Below are 16,594 nucleotides of genomic sequence, written 5' to 3' on the forward strand. Positions count from 1 at the left end.
TGATGATAGCGCCCCGTTCCTGCATCCATTATATGCGCGTGCTGATAGCGGCTATCGCTGCACCAGCGCCTTGGCCGCCGCGCTGACCTGGTCGCGCAGCCATTTATGCTCGGGCGCCTGGTGCACGCGCTGGTGCCACAACTGGTAAAAGCGCATCGGCGGGAATTTCAAGGGCACGGTATACGTTTTCAGCGGCAGGGTCTTTTCATAGAAGCGCATGAACTGGCGGCCCGTGGTGAGTACCAGGTCCGTCTGCGTCAGCATGTAGGGGATCAGGCCGAAATACGCCGATTCCACCACCACGTTGCGCTGCAGGTTTTGCCGTTCGAGGAAGGAATCGATCACGCCGTGGTAGCCCGGCATCATCTGCGACGGCGCCACGTGGGGCAGGCTCAGATAATCGTCGAGCGTCATGGCGTCGCTGGCCGTGCGCCGCGCATAGGCGTTTTCCGCATGCATGGCGCAGACGATGGGATCTTCGAACAGCTTCGAAATGTGCAGATGGGCGGGCGGTTCATCCCAGTTAGCGATGACCAGATCCAGACCCCCGTCGGAGAGTTGCCGGATATGATCGATGCCCGGTCCCAGGCTGTGCAGCACGACGCGGCTTTTCGGCGAACCGCGGCGCAACTGGGCCACCACATTGGGCAGGAACTGGCTGTCCAGGTAGTCGGGCGCGGCGATATGGAAGGTGCGTGCCTCTTCCTGCGCCACGAACGGCGTCTTCTTGATGAACAGGCTCTCCGTCTGGTCGAGGATGCGCTTGGCCGGATTGAGCAGGCTTTCGCCATGCTGGGTGGGCACCATGCCGCGCGCGCCGCGCACCAGCAGCGGGTCGCCCGTGAGTTCGCGCAGCTTGCGCAAGGAGGCGGAAATCGACGGCTGCGGCTGATTGAGTTTCAGCGCTACGCGCGAGACATTCTTTTCCACCAGCAGCAGGTAGAGGATGCGGATCAGGTGCAGGTCGAGGTGTTGCGGCAGGCTGGACATGTGGCGGCGGCTCTGTTGTATATCGATTTGAATATGTCAAATATACGATATTTTTCATGTGAAGGGCGGTAATTCCGTTTATCTTGTGTAGATTGGCACGAATATGGGTTCGGTCTGACTAGAGGAAATTTATGGAAGTATTTGCCTATCTGATTCCGTACGGCCTGGAGTGGCTGAACCTGATCGTCCGCTGGCTGCACGTTATCACGGGCATCGCCTGGATCGGTGCTTCCTTTTATTTTGTCTGGCTCGACAACTCGATCCGCCCGCCTGCGCCTGGCTCCGAGCTGGCGAAGAAGGGCGTCTCTGGAGAGCTGTGGGCCGTGCATGGCGGCGGCTTCTATAACCCGCAAAAATACCTGCTGGCGCCCGCCGAACTGCCGAAGGAGCTGCACTGGTTCAAATGGGAAGCGTATTCCACCTGGTTGTCCGGCTTTGCGCTGCTGACGATTGCCTATTATTTCAATGCCCAGGCCATGATGATCGACAAGGCCGTGGCCGATATCTCCAGCGGCCAGGCCGTCGGCATCGGCATCGCTACCCTCGTCATCGGCTGGACCGTGTACGACCTGCTGTGCCGCTCCAGGCTGGCGCAATATGAACTGTGGTTCGGCGTGACGGTGTTTGCGCTGATCGTCGGCGCCGCGTACGTGCTCACGCATTTGCTCAGCGGGCGCGCCGCCTACATCCACGTGGGCGCCATGATTGGCACCATCATGGTGGCCAATGTGCTGATGCTGATCATTCCCGGCCAGCGCAAGATGGTCGAAGCCATGGCCGCCGGCAAGCTGCCCGACCCGAAGCACGGCTTGAAGGCCAAGCAGCGCAGCGTGCATAACAATTACTTTACCTTGCCGGTGCTGTTTATCATGATCAGCAACCACTACGCGATGACCTACCGCAATGATCACGCCTGGCTGGTGCTGGCGCTGATCATGGCGGCCGGCGTCTTCATCCGCCACTTTTTCAACTTGCGCCACAAGGGCAGAGTGGAGTGGCGCTATCCGGCCATCGGCGTGGCCCTGCTGCTGGCCGTCGCTATCGCCATCGCGCCGAAAGCGCCCGTGGCGGCCGCGCCGGCGGTGGACCCTGCCGCGCAGTTCCAGCGCGCGCATGCCATCATCGCCCAGCGCTGCGCCACCTGCCATTCGGCCCAGCCCACGCAAGCGGGTTTCGCCACGGCGCCGGCTGGCATGATGCTGGATAATGAAACGCAAATCCGCCAGCACGCGGCGCAAATCTACAAGCAGGCCATCGAGCTCAAAGCCATGCCGATCGGGAACCTGACCAATATGACGGAGGCCGAGCGCAGCGAATTGGGCGCCTGGCTGCAACAGACCATGCAAGGAGCAAAATGACTACGCACGCAGAAAAAATCACGGCCTGGATCGACGCACACTTCGACGAAGAAGTCGCCTTTTTACAGAAGGTGGTGCAGCAGCCGACGGATACGCCGCCCGGCAATAACGCGCCGCATGCGGAGCTGGTGGCGCAGCTGTTGCAGGCATATGGCTGGCAGGCGGAAAAGCATGCGGTACCTGCGGACCAGGTGGTGGCCTATGGCATGCAGAGCATCACCAACCTGATCGTGCGCCGCCCGTATGCCGAGGGCGGGCCGACGGTGGCCCTGAACGCGCATGGCGACGTGGTGCCGCCCGGCGACAACTGGACGTATCCGCCGTATGGCGGCCAGATCGACGGCGGCTATATCTACGGCCGCGCGACGGCCGTCTCAAAAGGCGATTTCGCCACCTATGTGTTTGCCGCGCGCGCGCTCGAAGCGCTGGACATTCCCTTGAAGGGCCAGCTGGAACTGCACTTTACGTATGACGAGGAATTCGGCGGCTTGCTGGGGCCGGGCTGGCTGCTGGAGCAAAATCTGACGCAGCCCGATTTCGTCATCGCCGCCGGTTTCAGCTACGGCATCGTCACGGCGCACAACGCCTGCCTGCAGCTGGAAATCACCGTGCACGGCAAGTCGGGCCACGGCTCCATGCCGGAGACGGGGCATGACGCGCTGCAGGCAGCCAACAAGATCCTCAACGCCATCTACGGCCAGTTGCCGGAGCTGAAAAAGATCAAGTCAAAAGTCGCCGGCATCGATTCGCCCACCATGCTGGTGGGACGCATCGACGGCGGCACGAATACCAATGTGGTGCCGGGCAAGGTGGTCATGAAGATGGACCGCCGCATGATCCCGGAAGAAGACCCTGTGGCGGTGGAAGCGCAGGTGCGCGCGCTGATCGAAGACGCCGTGCGGGGCGAACCTGGCATTCGCATCGAAATCCGCCGCCTGCTGCTGTCGCACGCGCTGCGGCCCTTGCCTGGTTCCGAGCAGCTGGTCGCCAGCCTGCAAAAGAATGCGCAAGCCATCCTTGGCGAGACGATTCCCGCCGTCGGCACGCCCCTGTATGCGGATGCGCGCCTGTATGGCGAACGGGGCATCCCCGCCGTGCTGTATGGCGCCGGCCCGCGCACGGTGCCCGAGTCGAACGCGAAGAAGGCCGACGAGCGCCTGGCGCTCGATGATTTGCGCAAGGCCAGCAAGATCGTCGCCCTGACCCTGCTCGACTTCCTCGGCGAAAAATAGGGCAGGGCGCTTTGGCTTACAATGGGGCGAACACTCACACTGTGAAGATGATTCCCCATTGATTGAAGAGCCAAATTGAATACCCGTTTTCTCGAAGCGTTTGTCTGGGCTGCGCGGCTGGGCAGCTTCCGCACGGCGGCCGACAAGCTGCACATCACGCAGGCGGCCATTTCCAACCGCATCGCCTCGCTGGAGCAGGATTTCGGCACGCGCTTGTTCGACCGCGACGCGCGTGAAATCCGCCTGACTTTCGCCGGGCGCAACCTGCTCGTGTACGCCGAACGCATGCTGGAATTGTGCCGCGACATGTATGCGGCCAATTCCTCGCCCGCGCAGATCACGGGTGAGGTGCGCATCGGCGTCATCGAAACCATCGTGCATACCTGGCTGATCCCGTTCCTGCAGCGCGTGCAGGAGCGCTATCCGGGCATCGAGATTCAATTGACGTCGGAATCGACGCGCCGCCTGCACGAACAGCTGCAGCAGGGCGAGCTCGATATCGCACTGCAGACGGACATGCTGACGGGCGACCATATCCGCAGCACGGGCAGCGGTGCCATTGCCATGGGTTGGGCGGGCAGAAAGGCCGACTGGCCAGACACGGGCACACCGTTCACGGTGGCGCAACTGGCGCAGCACCCGATCATCACCATGAACCGGGGATCGCAGCCGCATTCCGCATTGAAGGCGCTGTGCCAGGACCAGGGCGTGCAGTTGGGCCGCGTGCACTGCGTCAGCTCGATCTCCGCCATCGTGCGCCTGGTAAAAGCGGGCTTCGGCATCGCCGTGTTGCCGCTGGCGCCCCTGCGCGAGGAAATCGAGCAAGGCAACATCGCCCTGATTCCCTGCGCCAGCGCCCTGGCACCGCAGCGCATCGTCATCAGCTACAGCGAAGACATCACCACGGAGGCGATTCAGCTGGTGGCCATGCTGGCGTGCGAGGAAGCGGCCAGGTTCACCCTGGGGCTCGCGGAGGAGTACGGAGCTTGACGCTGTGTCGTAGGTCGGATTAGCGCCCCGGCGCGTAATCCGACAACATTGTTGGCCCGTCCCCACCGCGACCCACAAGAAAAACTTATCAGTCGCGTTCAGAATAACCCGTTTGCCAAGTGATGGCGTGCCACCTATTCTGGGTTTGCACCCACTTACAACGCAAACGGAACCATCATGACGACGTCCACCACCACCTTGCCCGGCATCCTGTTTGTCTGGACCAGCACCGACCCGGAACACGAGCTCGATTTCAACCGCTGGTACGACCGCGAACACGTAGAAGAGCGCGTGCGCATTCCCGGTTTTGTCAGCGGCACGCGCTATCAGAGCGTACGCGGTCCCCGTAAATACCTTGGCCTGTACCGCACCGACTCGCTGGACGCCTTCCAGACACCAGACTACTTCAAGGCCTTCGGCCAGCAGACGCCATGGTCGGTGACGAATCTGCAGCGCATGCTTGACCCGATGCGCCGCGTCTGCGCCATCGAGGCGGAAACGGGCATGGGCACGGGCGCCTGGCTGGCCGTGCTGCGCCTGGGGGCGCCAGCCATCGGCCAGGACGTGCAAGCCGTGGCCACCATGGCCACGCTGGGAGCGACATTGCTGCAGATCGACGGCGTGATTTCCACGCGCTTGCTGACGCCCGACGCGAAGCTGTCCGGCCCCCTGCCGGCAGAGCAGAAGGAAGGCCGCGTGCTCGATCCGATCTTCCTGATCGACGCCTCGTCGGAAAGCGCCGCACTGGCGGCAGCCAATGCCGCCAGTGCGGCGCTGGGGCTCGACGGCGAACAGGCAGCCATCCTGCAACTGTCCTGGCAACTGCGCGAGGCGGACCTGCACGCTGCCTGACGCGCACGCGCGCATCTTGCCGGCACGGATAACACGAGACACGGGCCACGGCACAGGGCAAAGCATCCTGCGCCGGGCCTGCAATAAAACTGACGAGAGAGGTAGGCAATGACCACATATACAACGGCAAGCGCAGCGCATCCGGCGGCCCAGGCACCGGGCGACAAGTCCAAGACGGGCCGCCTGGCCACGGCCAGCATGGTCGGCACGACCCTGGAATGGTATGACTTCACCGTCTACAACACCATGGCCGCGCTGATCTTCAACCATCTGTTCTTCCCTTCATTCGATCCGCTGACGGGTACCATCCTGGCCTTTTCCACGTATGCAGTCGGTTATATCTCGCGTCCCATCGGTGGCGTGATCTTCGGCCACCTGGGCGACAAGCTGGGACGCCGCTGGGTGCTGGTGGTCACCCTGATGCTGATGGGCGTGACGACGGGCCTGATGGGCCTCTTGCCCACGTATGCCACGGCCGGCATCTGGAGCCCGGTCTTGCTGGTGGCGCTGCGCTTCGTGCAGGGCATCGCACTGGGTGGCGAATGGGCCGGCGCCGTGCTGATCTCCGTCGAACACGGGGCAGCGGACAAGCGCGGCCGCAACGCCTCGTGGACGCAGGTGGGACCTTCGTTCGGCACCCTGCTGGCGACGGGCTGCATCGGCCTGATCACCTATCTGCTGCCGCATGAAGCGTTCATGGACTGGGGCTGGCGCATGCCATTCATCGCCAGCCTGCTGCTGGTGGCCTTCGGCATGTGGATACGCAGCGGCATCGAGGAAACCCCGCTGTTCAAGGAGCTCGACCAGCAGGACGCCAAGGCCGAAGCGCCGATCGGCGACGTGCTGCGCATCTACTGGCGCCGTCTGTTGATCGCCGGCGGCGTGCGCATCGGCTCGGACGTACTGTATGCGCTGGTGGTGGTGTTCACCCTGACCTATGTGACCACCGTGCTGCACCTTTCCTCGACCCTGGCGCTCACCGCCATCATGATCGGTACGGCTTGCAATGCGCTGTCGGTGCCCCTGTTTGGCGCCTTGTCGGACAAGATTGGCCGTCGCCCCGTGTATGCGCTGGGCGCCATCCTGGGCCTGGTGTGGGCGTTTGCGTTCTTCACCTTGTTGGATACGGCCAGCCCGGCCGCCATCGTCACGGCCGTCGTTGTGGGCCTGGTCATCCACGCCATCATGTACGGCCCGCAGGCGGCTTTCGTCATCGAGCAATTCCCCACCAAGGTGCGCTATGCGGGTTCCTCGCTGGCCTACACCCTGGCCGGCGTGATCGGCGGTGGCTTCGCACCCCTCGTCATCGCCAGCCTGTACCGCTCGTACAACAGCACCATGGCCGTCTCGCTGTATGTAGCGGCGGCTTTGCTGATCACCGGCGCCGCCGTTTTCGCGGCCAGAGAAACGGGCCGCGGCCCTCTTGAGGAATAACATCATGACGACATTGAGTTTTCAACTGGCAGGCCACGGCCCCGTTACCTTCGACATCGATAATCTCATCATCGCCGGCTGGACGGGCCGCGACGTGGCGATGGTCGAACACCATATCGCCGAACTAGAAGCCATCGGCGTGGCGCGCCCGAAAAGCGTGCCGACGTTTTACCGCGTGGCGGCGGCGCTGCTGTCGAGCGATGCCGCCATCGAAGTGCCGGGCCTGGATTCGTCCGGCGAGGCCGAGTTCGTGCTGTTTTCCACCGAATATGGCTTGCTGGTGGGGATAGGTTCCGACCACACGGACCGCAAGGTGGAAAGCTATGGCGTGACGGTGTCCAAGCAGATGTGCGGCAAGCCCGTGGGCGATACCCTGTGGCGCTATGCCGACGTGGCCGGCCATTGGGATCAGTTGCAGATGCGTTCCTGGCGCGAACGCGCCGGCGTACCTGCCCTGTACCAGGATGGCCCCGTGACCCGCATGCTGTCGCCGGAAGACCTGATCCTGCGCTACACGGGGCAAGCGACTCTGCCCGTGGGCAGCGCGATGTTCTGCGGCACGCAACCGATCATTGGCGAAATGGGCCATGGCGACGCGTTCGAGCTGGAGCTGTATGATCCAGCCTTGCAGCGCTGCCTGCAGCACCGCTATGCCGTGCAAACCCTGCCCGTGGAAGGATAAGAGAATGACCCAGTTGACCAAGACTATCCGCGAACTGGCCGCCGACCTGGCCGCCGGCCGCCTCACCAGCGTGGCACTGACACAGCAGATGCTGGCGCGCGCCGAGGCGCACCGGGCGCAAGGCGGCCATGCGTATGTCAGCCTCGATGGTGAACAGGCGCTGATGGAAGCGCGGGCCAGCGATGCGGCGCGCGCCGCGGGCATCGTGGCCTCGCCGCTGGCCGGCGTGCCTATTTCCATCAAGGACCTGTTCGACGTCAGGGGGCAGGTCAGCAGCGCCGCCTCGCTGGCGCTGGCCGATGCGCCGCCCGCCGGTGCCGATGCGCTTGCCGTGGCGCGCCTGCGCGCGGCCGGCGCCGTCCTGCTGGGCCGCACCAACATGAGCGAATTTGCATTCTCCGGCCTGGGATTGAATCCCCATTACGGCACGCCGCGCAATCCGCACGACGGCACACGCGTGGCGGGCGGCTCCACCTCGGGCGGCGCCGTCACGGTGGCCTTGGCGATGGCGGCCGGCGCGCTGGGCACGGACACGGGCGGCTCGATCCGCATCCCGTCCGCGTTTTGCGGCCTGACGGGCTTCAAGCCGACGGCGGCGTCCGTGTCGCTGGCCGGCACAGTGCCGTTATCTCGCTCCCTCGACTCGGCCGGCCCCATCGCACACAGTGTCGATTGCTGCGCCATTTTGTACGCAGCGTTGTCGGGCCATGACATCGGCGCGCAGGCACCAGCATTGAAAGGCTTGCGCTTCGGCGTTACCCTTGACTACGTCGGTACGCACGTGGAGCCGCAGGTGCAGCAGGCTTTCGATGCCGCGCTGGACAAATTGCGCGCGGCCGGCGCGCAGGTGGAACCGTTCGATTTCCCCGAATTGCTGGAACTGCCGGGTATCAATGGCAGCGGCGGCCTGGTGGCGGCGGAAGCGTGGCACTGGCACAAGGCCTTACTTGAAGAGAAGGGCGCGCAATACGACCAGCGCGTGGCGGCGCGTATCCGCCGCGGCCAGCAGCAAGGCGCAGCGGACTACATCGACTTGCTCGATGCGCGCGCGCGCCTGATCGCCATCGCGAAGCAGCGTCTGGCGCCATTCGACGCCTGGCTGATGCCCAGCGTGGCTGTTCTCGCACCGGAAATTGCCCCGCTGGAAGCGGATGACGCCACCTTCTTTGCCACGAACGGCCTGGTGCTGCGCAACGCCAGCGTGATCAACTTCCTCGACGGCTGCGCCTTGTCCCTGCCTTGCCATGCGAATGGCGAATTGCCCGTGGGCCTGGGCATCTGCGGCCTGGCCGGCGCCGACGATACAGTGCTGAAAATTGGCCGCGCCGTGGAGGCGCTGCTGCGGGGGAGTGGAAAAGAATAGTGCCTCAGTGCAGGAAAATGCCGGGTTTGTAATATGATAGCTGGCATTGACATGGGATAGTCGCGCTTCGGGCGCCGGCAAACTTCAACTGTGCACCGATACGACCTGATTAGCTGTCATGACTGCGGCGCGCTGTACCGCAAACGTCCGCTGCGTCCACGCGAAAAGGCGCGCTGCATCCGTTGCCGCTCGGTGCTATACCGGGGCGCGCACGCGCGCGGCGCATCGGCCGAATTGACCAAGGTGGTGGCGCTGACCCTGGGCGCCGCCTTCGTCTTCCTGATCGCCCAGTTTTTTCCCATCGTCGAACTCGACGTCAACGGCCTGACCTCCAGCGCCACCTTGCTCGGCTCCATCCGCGTGCTGTGGTCCGAGCAGATGCACATCGTGGCGACGATGGTGTTCCTGTTTACCATCCTCTTTCCCGCCATCGAACTCGCTTCCCTGCTGTATGTGGCGCTGGGCTTGCGCGGCGGCGTCAAAGTGCCGGGCTTTAACCGCGTGCTGCGCGCCGTGCAGACGGCGCGCGAGTGGGGCATGACGGAAGTGCTGATGATCGGCATCCTGATTACCGTCGTGAAGATGACCAGCCTGGCGACCGTGCTGCCGCAACCGGGGCTGTTCGCGTTTGGCGCGCTGACCCTGATGCTGGCCATCGTCGTTTCGTTTGATCCCAAGGCCCTGTGGAACCTGGGCGACGACCTGACCCGTCAAGCGCTGCCCGGCATCCGCTACAAGGCTTTCGCGCCGGGCGCGAAGATCGTGCCTTGCCACGCCTGCGGCCTGGTGGCGCCGCCTCTGGGCAAGGGCAAGCATCTGGCGTGCGTGCGCTGCGGCACGGCCCTGCACGTACGCAAACCGGACAGCATCAACCGTACCTGGGCCTTGCTGATCGCCGCCATGATCCTCTACATTCCCGCCAACCTGCTGCCCGTGATGGTGACGTATTCCCTGTTTGGCGCACAAAACGACACCATCATGAGCGGCGTGGTGCTGTTCTGGACCAGCGGCTCGAAAGGCCTGGCCATCATCATTTTCATCGCCAGCGTGGTCGTGCCGATGTTGAAACTGGGCGTGCTGGCGCTGCTGGCGTTCACGGCGCAGCGGCGTTCGCGCTGGCGGCCGCGCCAGCGCACCATCTTGTACCGCATGGTCGAATTCATCGGCCGCTGGTCCATGCTCGACATCTTTGTCGTCACCCTGACGGTGGCGCTGGTGCGCTTCAAGTCGCTGGCCGTGATCACGGCCGGACCCGGCGCGCTGGCCTTTGGCGCCGTGGTGGTGCTGACCATGCTGGCAGCGATGCAGTTCGACCCGCGCCTGATCTGGGACCCCGTCGACGGGCAGGTGCCGGGAGAGGAAGAACCCGTGGTGGTGGCAAATACCGGAAACAATACAGTTATTGGAGAACAGCATGTCTGACAAAGAAGCAGGCGACCTTGCCGAAACGGGTGGCCAGGGCGTCCCCCCGTTGCCGGAACCCGATGTGGAACAGGGCAGCCGCTGGCTGCCGTCGCTGGTATGGCTCATTCCGCTGCTGGCCGCGCTGATCGGCGCCGGCCTGGCCGCCAAGTCCATCCTCGACCAGGGACCCACGGTGACGGTCAGCTTCAAGAGCGCCGAAGGTCTGGAGCCGGGCAAGACCAAGGTCAAGTACAAGGATGTCGACATTGGCCAGGTGCGCGCCATTACCCTCGGCGAGGACTTGAGCAAGGTGCTGGTGACGATCGACATGAGCAAGGAAGCGCGGCGCTTCGCTACCGCCGATTCGCGCTTCTGGGTGGTGCGCCCGCAGATCGGTGCCAGCGGCGTGACGGGGCTGGGCACCTTGCTGTCGGGTGCCTACATCGGCGTCGACACGGGCAAGTCGGAAGCCAAAAAGGAGAACTTCGTCGGCATGGAAAACCCGCCCGCCGTGGCCGGTGACCAGAAGGGCAAGCTGTATACGCTGCATGCGGACAGCCTCGGCTCCGTCGACGTGGGCTCGCCGCTGTTCTTCCACCGCCTGCGCGTGGGCAAGGTGGTCAGCTTCGCGCTGGACAAGGATGGCAATGGCATCACCATGTCGGTCTTCGTGAACGCCCCGTACGACCAGTTCGTCGGCAAGAATGCGCGCTGGTGGCATGCCAGCGGCGTCGACGTGCGCCTCGATTCGAGCGGCTTCAAATTGAATACGCAGTCGCTGGCGGCCATGCTGGTGGGCGGCATCGCCTTCGAGGCGGAAAACGGTCGCAAGCCCGAGGAGCCCGCGCCGGCCAATACCAATTTCCGCCTGGCGGCCGACGAGGCCAGCGCCATGCGCGAACCCGATGGCGAGGCGATCACCACCGTCTTCTATTTCGACCAGTCCCTGCGTGGCTTGCAGCCTGGCGCCACGGTGGACTTCCGCGGCATCGTGCTGGGCGAGGTGCGCTCGGTGGGCATCGAATTCGATCCCGTGAAGAAGAACTTCCGCATGCCCGTCACCGTCAGTCTGTATCCGGCCCGCCTGGGCATGCGTTTCAAGACGGCCGTCGACGATGCGGAAGGCTCGGCCGGCCACCAGCTGCTCGAACGCATGGTCAGCCGCGGCTTGCGCGCGCAGCTGCGCACGGGCAACCTGCTCACCAGCCAGCTGTACATCGCGCTGGACTTCTTCCCGAAAGCGCCGAAGGTGGCGCTGGACTTGAACAGGTATCCGCTGGAAGTGCCCACCGTGCCCAATACCCTGGATGAACTGCAGACGCAGATCGCCAGCATCGCCCGCAAGCTCGATCAGGTGCCATATGCGGAGATCGGCAACAATTTGAATGCCACCATCAAGCAGGCCAATACCCTGTTCAAGCAGCTCGATGGCCAGGTGGTGCCGGAAATGCGCGATACCCTGACGGCGGCGAAGCAAACCTTTGGCACGGCCGAACAGGTGCTGCAAAAGGATTCGCCGCTGCAGTCGGACGTGCGCCAGGCCTTGCAGCAACTGACGCAAACCCTGCAATCGCTCAATGCCCTGTCGGATTATCTGGAACGTCATCCCGAGTCCCTGATCCGCGGTAAAAAAGGAGATGAAAAAAAATGATGAAACCGATTTTTTCCGCGCTGCTGGCTGGCAGCCTGCTGGGCGCCTGCTCCACGCCCCAGTCCGAGCATTTCTATACGCTCAGTGGCGGCGCCGATGCGCAGCCGGCCAAACCCGTCAAATACTATGTCGAGGTGCTGGCCGTCAGCGTGCCGCAGCAGGTGAGCCGTAACCAGTTTGTTGTGACGGCGCCGTCGGGACGCATCGAATTGCTGGAGCAGCAGCGCTGGGCGGGGCCGCTGGCCGGCGAGATCGGCCAGGCCCTGTCGACGGCCGTGACGAACGATCTGGGCGCCATCGATGTGTTCCGCACGCCGCATCCCGACAACCTGCCCGTGTACCGCATCAGCACCAATGTGCAGCGTTTCGAGTCCGTGATGGGCCAGTATGCGCTGATCGATGCCGTGTGGAGCGTGCGCCAGCTGGCCAGCAACAAGGTGGTGACTTGCCGTACGATCGCCAATGAAAAGGTGGGCGCGGGCTACGATGAACTGGTGCTGGGCCACCGCCGCGCCGTGGGCCGCATCGCCGCCGATACGGCCAGCGTGGTGCGCGCTTTTGACAACGGCAACGCCGCCTGCCCGGCATCCTGAGCCGCTTTTCGCTACCCAGTCCCGGCGGCCGCTGGTAAAATGCGGCCATGGGAATGACCTTGTTCACGCGCCGCTTTGCCGCCTGGATCGCCTGCTTTGCGATCCTGCTGGCGGCGCTCGCGCCATCGATTTCCCAGGCCGTCGCCAACGCCAAGCAGGAATCCGGCTCCGGCTGGGCGGAAATCTGCTCGGTGGCCGGCATCCGTTTTGTCCAGCTTGTGCAGGGCGATGACGGCGCCGCCGACGAAAAATCCGGTGGCAAGGCCATGCAGATGGAGCATTGCGCCTTCTGTTCCACGCATGCGGGTTCCGTCGGCCTGCCGCCCGCCAGCCCCGTGCTGCCGCTGCCCGTTGCCAGCGGTACGGCCATTTTCCCGGCGCTGTACTACCAGTCCCCATCCCCGCTGTTCATCTGGTCCACCGCGCAGTCGCGCGCGCCGCCCGCCCTCGTCTAAGTCCATGCATTTTTAGTGCTGGCGCTGTCCACCTTACGGTGTGACGCGCAGCATCCGCACACTTATACGAGAATCACATGCACAAGAAATTATTGGTACTGGCCGTCGCCATCACCGTGGCCTACCCCTGCGCGCGGGCGCAGCAACTTGATCAAGCCGACCATGCCATCGACACCGTCGTCGTTTCCGGTTCGCGCGCGCAATCGTGGCTGTCCGAGACGCCGCAGGCCATCGGCGTCGTCAATGCCAAAACGCTGGAACGCGACAAGCCCAAGACCATGGGCGATATCCTCAACCGCATCGCCGGCGTGTACTGGAATGACCTGGGCAATGAGCAGCACAGCATGAGCATCCGCCAGCCCATCGGCACGAATGCCGTCTACCAGTACCTGGAAGACGGCATCCCCATCCGTCCGCTGGGCGTCTTCAACCACAATTCGCTCAATGAAATGAACATGGCGGGGGCCAGCGGCGTGGAAGTGGTGAAGGGTGCGGCCTCGTCGCTGTATGGCAGCAATGCCGTCGGTGGCGCCGTCAATTTCCTGACGGCCGGCGCCAGCGCCACACCGACGGCCAAGGTGGGCGTGCGGCGCGATAACGTGGGCGGTTTCACCCGCTACGACACCTCCGCCAGCGATACCTGGGGTCCGCTGGGATTGCGCTTTTCTCATTACAGCTCGCGCCGTTCGCGCGACAACTGGCAAGAGTACAGCTATGGCGACAAGGATTCGTTCTCGCTGCGCGCCGACTATGCGCTCAGCCCCACCTCGCAGCTGCGCGCCACCATCGTCCACACGGATCTCGATGCGGCCATGACGGGCAGCCTGTTCGAGAATGACTACCGCAACAATCGCGGCAAGAGCCTGAACACGTTTACCTACCGCAAGGACAAGACCACGCGCATGAATCTGGCGTGGGAGGGCGCGACGACGGCCCATGGCACCAGCACCGTTACCGTGTTTACGCGCAAAAATGACCATGGGCAGATTCCTGCGTATTCCATCGGCAGCTGCGCAGGCATGCTGTGCAAGGGCGTCATCAACAACAACCACGTCGATTCGCTGGGGCTGGACGTGAAACATCAGCAGGAATTCGCGTGGCTGCGTTCGCGCCTGATCGCCGGCGTGTATGTCGACAAGAGCGACAATCCCTTCGTCAGCGATAACCTGTCCATCGTGCGCGATGCGGCCACGGGCCGCTACCTGCGCTATACGCTGGCCAATGCGTCCAATCCGCAGGGTGTGCGCGACTATCAGACTGACATTCTGAACACGGCCGTCTTCGCGCAATGGGAATTTTCACCGCTGGCCGGCACGCGCGTGGTGCTGGGCGGCCGTTCGGACGCCATCCGCTACGATTACCACAACAATCTGGCGCCAGGTGGCAGCGCCAGTTACGGCGCGCCCGACGAGTCGCGCAGCTTTTCGCATGTGAGCCCGAAGCTGGGCGCCACCTACGCCATCGGCCAGGCGGGCAGCGCGTATGCGAACGTCAGCCAGGGTTTTACCCCGCCCGAGGTGAGCCAGCTGTATGGCAAGACGGGCATCGCCGACCTGCAGCCATCTGTCTACAACAATTATGAACTGGGCTTGCGCTGGGCCTTTTTGCAGGGTCGCTTGAAACTCGACACGGCCCTGTACCGCCTCGACGGGCGCGACACCATCGTCAGCTATACGCTCTCGCCTGGCAACAGCGAAAACCGCAATGCGGGACGCACGCGCAGCGAAGGGCTGGAGCTGGGCCTGAACTACGACAGTGGCCCGTTCGACGCGCGCTTTGCCACGGCCATCGCGCGCCACCGCTACCTGCGTTACCAGGTGTCCGCCAGCCTCGATTACAGCGGCCGCAGCATGCCGCAGGCGCCGCGCGACATCACCTCGATCGAGATCGGCTACAAGCCCGTGGCCGGCGCGCGTATCGCGCTCGAAGCCGTGCACCAGGGCCGCTACTGGATGAACAATGCCAATACGGTGGAGTACAAGGGCCACGCACTGCTGAACCTGCGCGCCAGCTACCAGCTCGCGCGCGGGCTGGAAGCGTGGGCGCAGGTGCGCAATCTGATGGACAAACGCTATGCCGATTCGGCCAGCAGCAGTTATTCGGGTGTGGGCAGTTACGCGGCCAATACGCAGAACCAGTACACGCCCGGTGCGCCGCGCAGCGTGATGCTGGGCCTGGGCTATACCTTCAACGCACTGTGAGGCTGGCCATGGACGATCACACCTTTCTCATCGCACGGCGTAAAAGCCTGTACTGGCGCATCCACTTCTGGGCCGCGCTGATCGCCTCGCCGTTTGCGCTGGTGGCCACCCTGACGGGTATTTTGTATGTGTTCACGCCGCAGATCGAGGCAAGGCTGTACCAGCACCTCGACCATGTGACGCCGCAGGCGTCGATGCTGCCGCTGGACGCCGCCGTGGCGGCAGCCGAACGGGCGGCGCCGCGTGTCTGGACAGTGCAACACGTGGTGCCGCCGTTTCAACAGGACGACGCGGTGCAGGTGGCGTTCGCGCCACCCGGCGGCGCGCAGGATGAACATGCGGGCCATGGCGGACATGCCGCGCCGGTCACGCCCCCCAGGCCGAAGTTCGGCCTGCCCGCGCAAGCCATCATCGTGTATGTGAATCCGTATGACGCGCGCGTGCTGGGCAGCCTGGCCAGCAGCGAGCGCTTCGGCAACTGGGCGAAAAAACTGCATTCGCGCCTGCTGCAAAACGATGGCTGGCGCTGGATGATCGAGCTGGCCGCCAGCTGGCTGATGGTGATGCTGGTGACGGGCGTGGTGCTGTGGTGGCCGCGCGGCGCGCAATCTGGCTTGCCGAAGCGGGGCGCGCGGGGGCGCAATGGCTGGCGCCAGTGGCATGCTTTTCTCGGCGTGGCGCTCGGCATCGTCAGCGTCGTGATCCTGACGACAGGGCTGACGTGGAGCCAGCAGGCGGGCGGACGCATCCGCGCGCTGCGCGACATCAGCGGCCAGGCGCCGCCGCCCGTGCCGCGCGGTTTGCATTCGCGCGAGGAGGGCGCGCCGCTCGACTGGCAGGATGCGTGGCAGGTGGCGCGCAGCCATGCACTGGCCATCGCCGTGCAGCTGACGGCGCCGGCCAGCCAGGACGATGTGTGGCGCGCCACCATGGCCGACCGCAGCCAGCCCACCTTACGCTTCGATCTGCAATTCGACGCCTACAGCGGCAAGCCTTTGTACTATGCGGGGTGGCAGGCGCAGACGGCGTTCGGCAAGGCCACGGCCATCGGCATTCCATTTCATCGCGGGGAGTTCGGCTGGTGGAACCAGGCCTTGCTGCTGCTGTTTGGCGCCAGCGTGCTGTTCTCGCTGGTGTCGGGCTGGGTGATGTTCTTCAAGCGCCGCCCGCCAGGCTCGCTGGGCTTGCCCCGGCTGCTGCCGGGCGCCTGGACCTCGCCGTCCGCGCTGGCCTGGCTGGTGGCGGCCGGCATGTGCGCGCTGATGCCGCTGCTGCTCATTTCCGGCGGCATGCTGATGCTGCTGGAGCTGCTGCTGGCGAAATGGGGTGCGCGTATCGGCAGGGTGCGTCTGCGCTAGAATAAGGGGCGCGGCCAGGCTCGTTGCCATG

General features: G+C 64.2%; 14 protein-coding genes. 13 read left to right on the forward strand and 1 reads right to left on the reverse strand.

Translation table 11 applies throughout. From position 1 onward, the window contains the following. Positions 1-51 precede the first annotated feature (51 nt). On the reverse strand, positions 52-990 hold the full coding sequence (locus C8C92_RS06290; protein ID WP_071079255.1) for a LysR substrate-binding domain-containing protein: 939 nt from the start codon (positions 988-990) through the stop codon (positions 52-54). 131 nt (positions 991-1,121) lie between these two features. On the opposite strand from C8C92_RS06290, the gene C8C92_RS06295 reads away from it, so the two are divergent. The 13 genes from C8C92_RS06295 (at position 1,122) to C8C92_RS06355 (ending at position 16,563) form a co-directional block, all read left to right on the forward strand. After that, positions 1,122-2,348, forward strand: a complete 1,227-nt coding sequence (locus C8C92_RS06295) for a urate hydroxylase PuuD (RefSeq protein WP_116743296.1) — start codon at positions 1,122-1,124, stop codon at positions 2,346-2,348. Next, entirely contained in the window at positions 2,345-3,580 is a 1,236-nt protein-coding gene (locus C8C92_RS06300; RefSeq protein ID WP_116743297.1) for a M20/M25/M40 family metallo-hydrolase, read from the forward strand. Before C8C92_RS06295 ends, C8C92_RS06300 begins: the two co-directional genes overlap by 4 nt. A gap of 75 nt (positions 3,581-3,655) precedes the next feature. Then, a complete protein-coding gene (locus C8C92_RS06305) occupies positions 3,656-4,570 on the forward strand; it encodes a LysR family transcriptional regulator (protein WP_099760513.1) in 915 nt (304 codons plus the stop codon). Positions 4,571-4,747: 177 nt separating this feature from the next. After that, complete coding sequence (locus C8C92_RS06310; protein WP_099760512.1) at positions 4,748-5,422, forward strand: DUF4286 family protein; 675 nt, start codon at positions 4,748-4,750, stop codon at positions 5,420-5,422. 108 nt (positions 5,423-5,530) lie between these two features. Continuing rightward, on the forward strand, positions 5,531-6,856 hold the full coding sequence (locus C8C92_RS06315; RefSeq protein ID WP_099760511.1) for an MFS transporter: 1,326 nt from the start codon (positions 5,531-5,533) through the stop codon (positions 6,854-6,856). Positions 6,857-6,860: 4 nt separating this feature from the next. Then, positions 6,861-7,538 carry a DUF2848 domain-containing protein gene (locus tag C8C92_RS06320; RefSeq protein WP_096233984.1) on the forward strand — a complete coding sequence of 226 codons (678 nt, stop codon included), beginning with the start codon at positions 6,861-6,863 and terminating at the stop codon, positions 7,536-7,538. 4 nt (positions 7,539-7,542) lie between these two features. Next, positions 7,543-8,901, forward strand: coding sequence for an amidase (locus C8C92_RS06325; RefSeq protein WP_116743298.1), 1,359 nt, complete (start codon positions 7,543-7,545; stop codon positions 8,899-8,901). A 90-nt stretch (positions 8,902-8,991) separates the two neighbouring features. Beyond that, positions 8,992-10,323, forward strand: a complete 1,332-nt coding sequence (locus C8C92_RS06330; protein WP_099760509.1) for a paraquat-inducible protein A — start codon at positions 8,992-8,994, stop codon at positions 10,321-10,323. Next, entirely contained in the window at positions 10,316-11,956 is a 1,641-nt protein-coding gene (locus C8C92_RS06335; RefSeq protein ID WP_099760508.1) for an MlaD family protein, read from the forward strand. The genes C8C92_RS06330 and C8C92_RS06335 overlap by 8 nt, the downstream gene beginning before the upstream one ends. Further along, positions 11,953-12,549 (forward strand): PqiC family protein, encoded by a 597-nt coding sequence (locus tag C8C92_RS06340; protein WP_243420124.1) that lies wholly within the window; start codon positions 11,953-11,955, stop codon positions 12,547-12,549. The genes C8C92_RS06335 and C8C92_RS06340 overlap by 4 nt, the downstream gene beginning before the upstream one ends. A 47-nt stretch (positions 12,550-12,596) precedes the next feature. Continuing rightward, a complete protein-coding gene (locus C8C92_RS06345) occupies positions 12,597-13,004 on the forward strand; it encodes a DUF2946 domain-containing protein (protein WP_243420125.1) in 408 nt (135 codons plus the stop codon). Positions 13,005-13,081: 77 nt separating this feature from the next. Further along, positions 13,082-15,205, forward strand: a complete 2,124-nt coding sequence (locus C8C92_RS06350; RefSeq protein ID WP_243420126.1) for a TonB-dependent receptor — start codon at positions 13,082-13,084, stop codon at positions 15,203-15,205. An 8-nt stretch (positions 15,206-15,213) separates the two neighbouring features. After that, positions 15,214-16,563, forward strand: coding sequence for a PepSY-associated TM helix domain-containing protein (locus C8C92_RS06355; protein ID WP_099764273.1), 1,350 nt, complete (start codon positions 15,214-15,216; stop codon positions 16,561-16,563). The last annotated feature ends 31 nt before the right edge of the window (positions 16,564-16,594 follow it).

This window comes from Janthinobacterium sp. 78 (assembly GCF_003096775.1).
GTDB lineage: Bacteria > Pseudomonadota > Gammaproteobacteria > Burkholderiales > Burkholderiaceae_D > Janthinobacterium > Janthinobacterium tructae.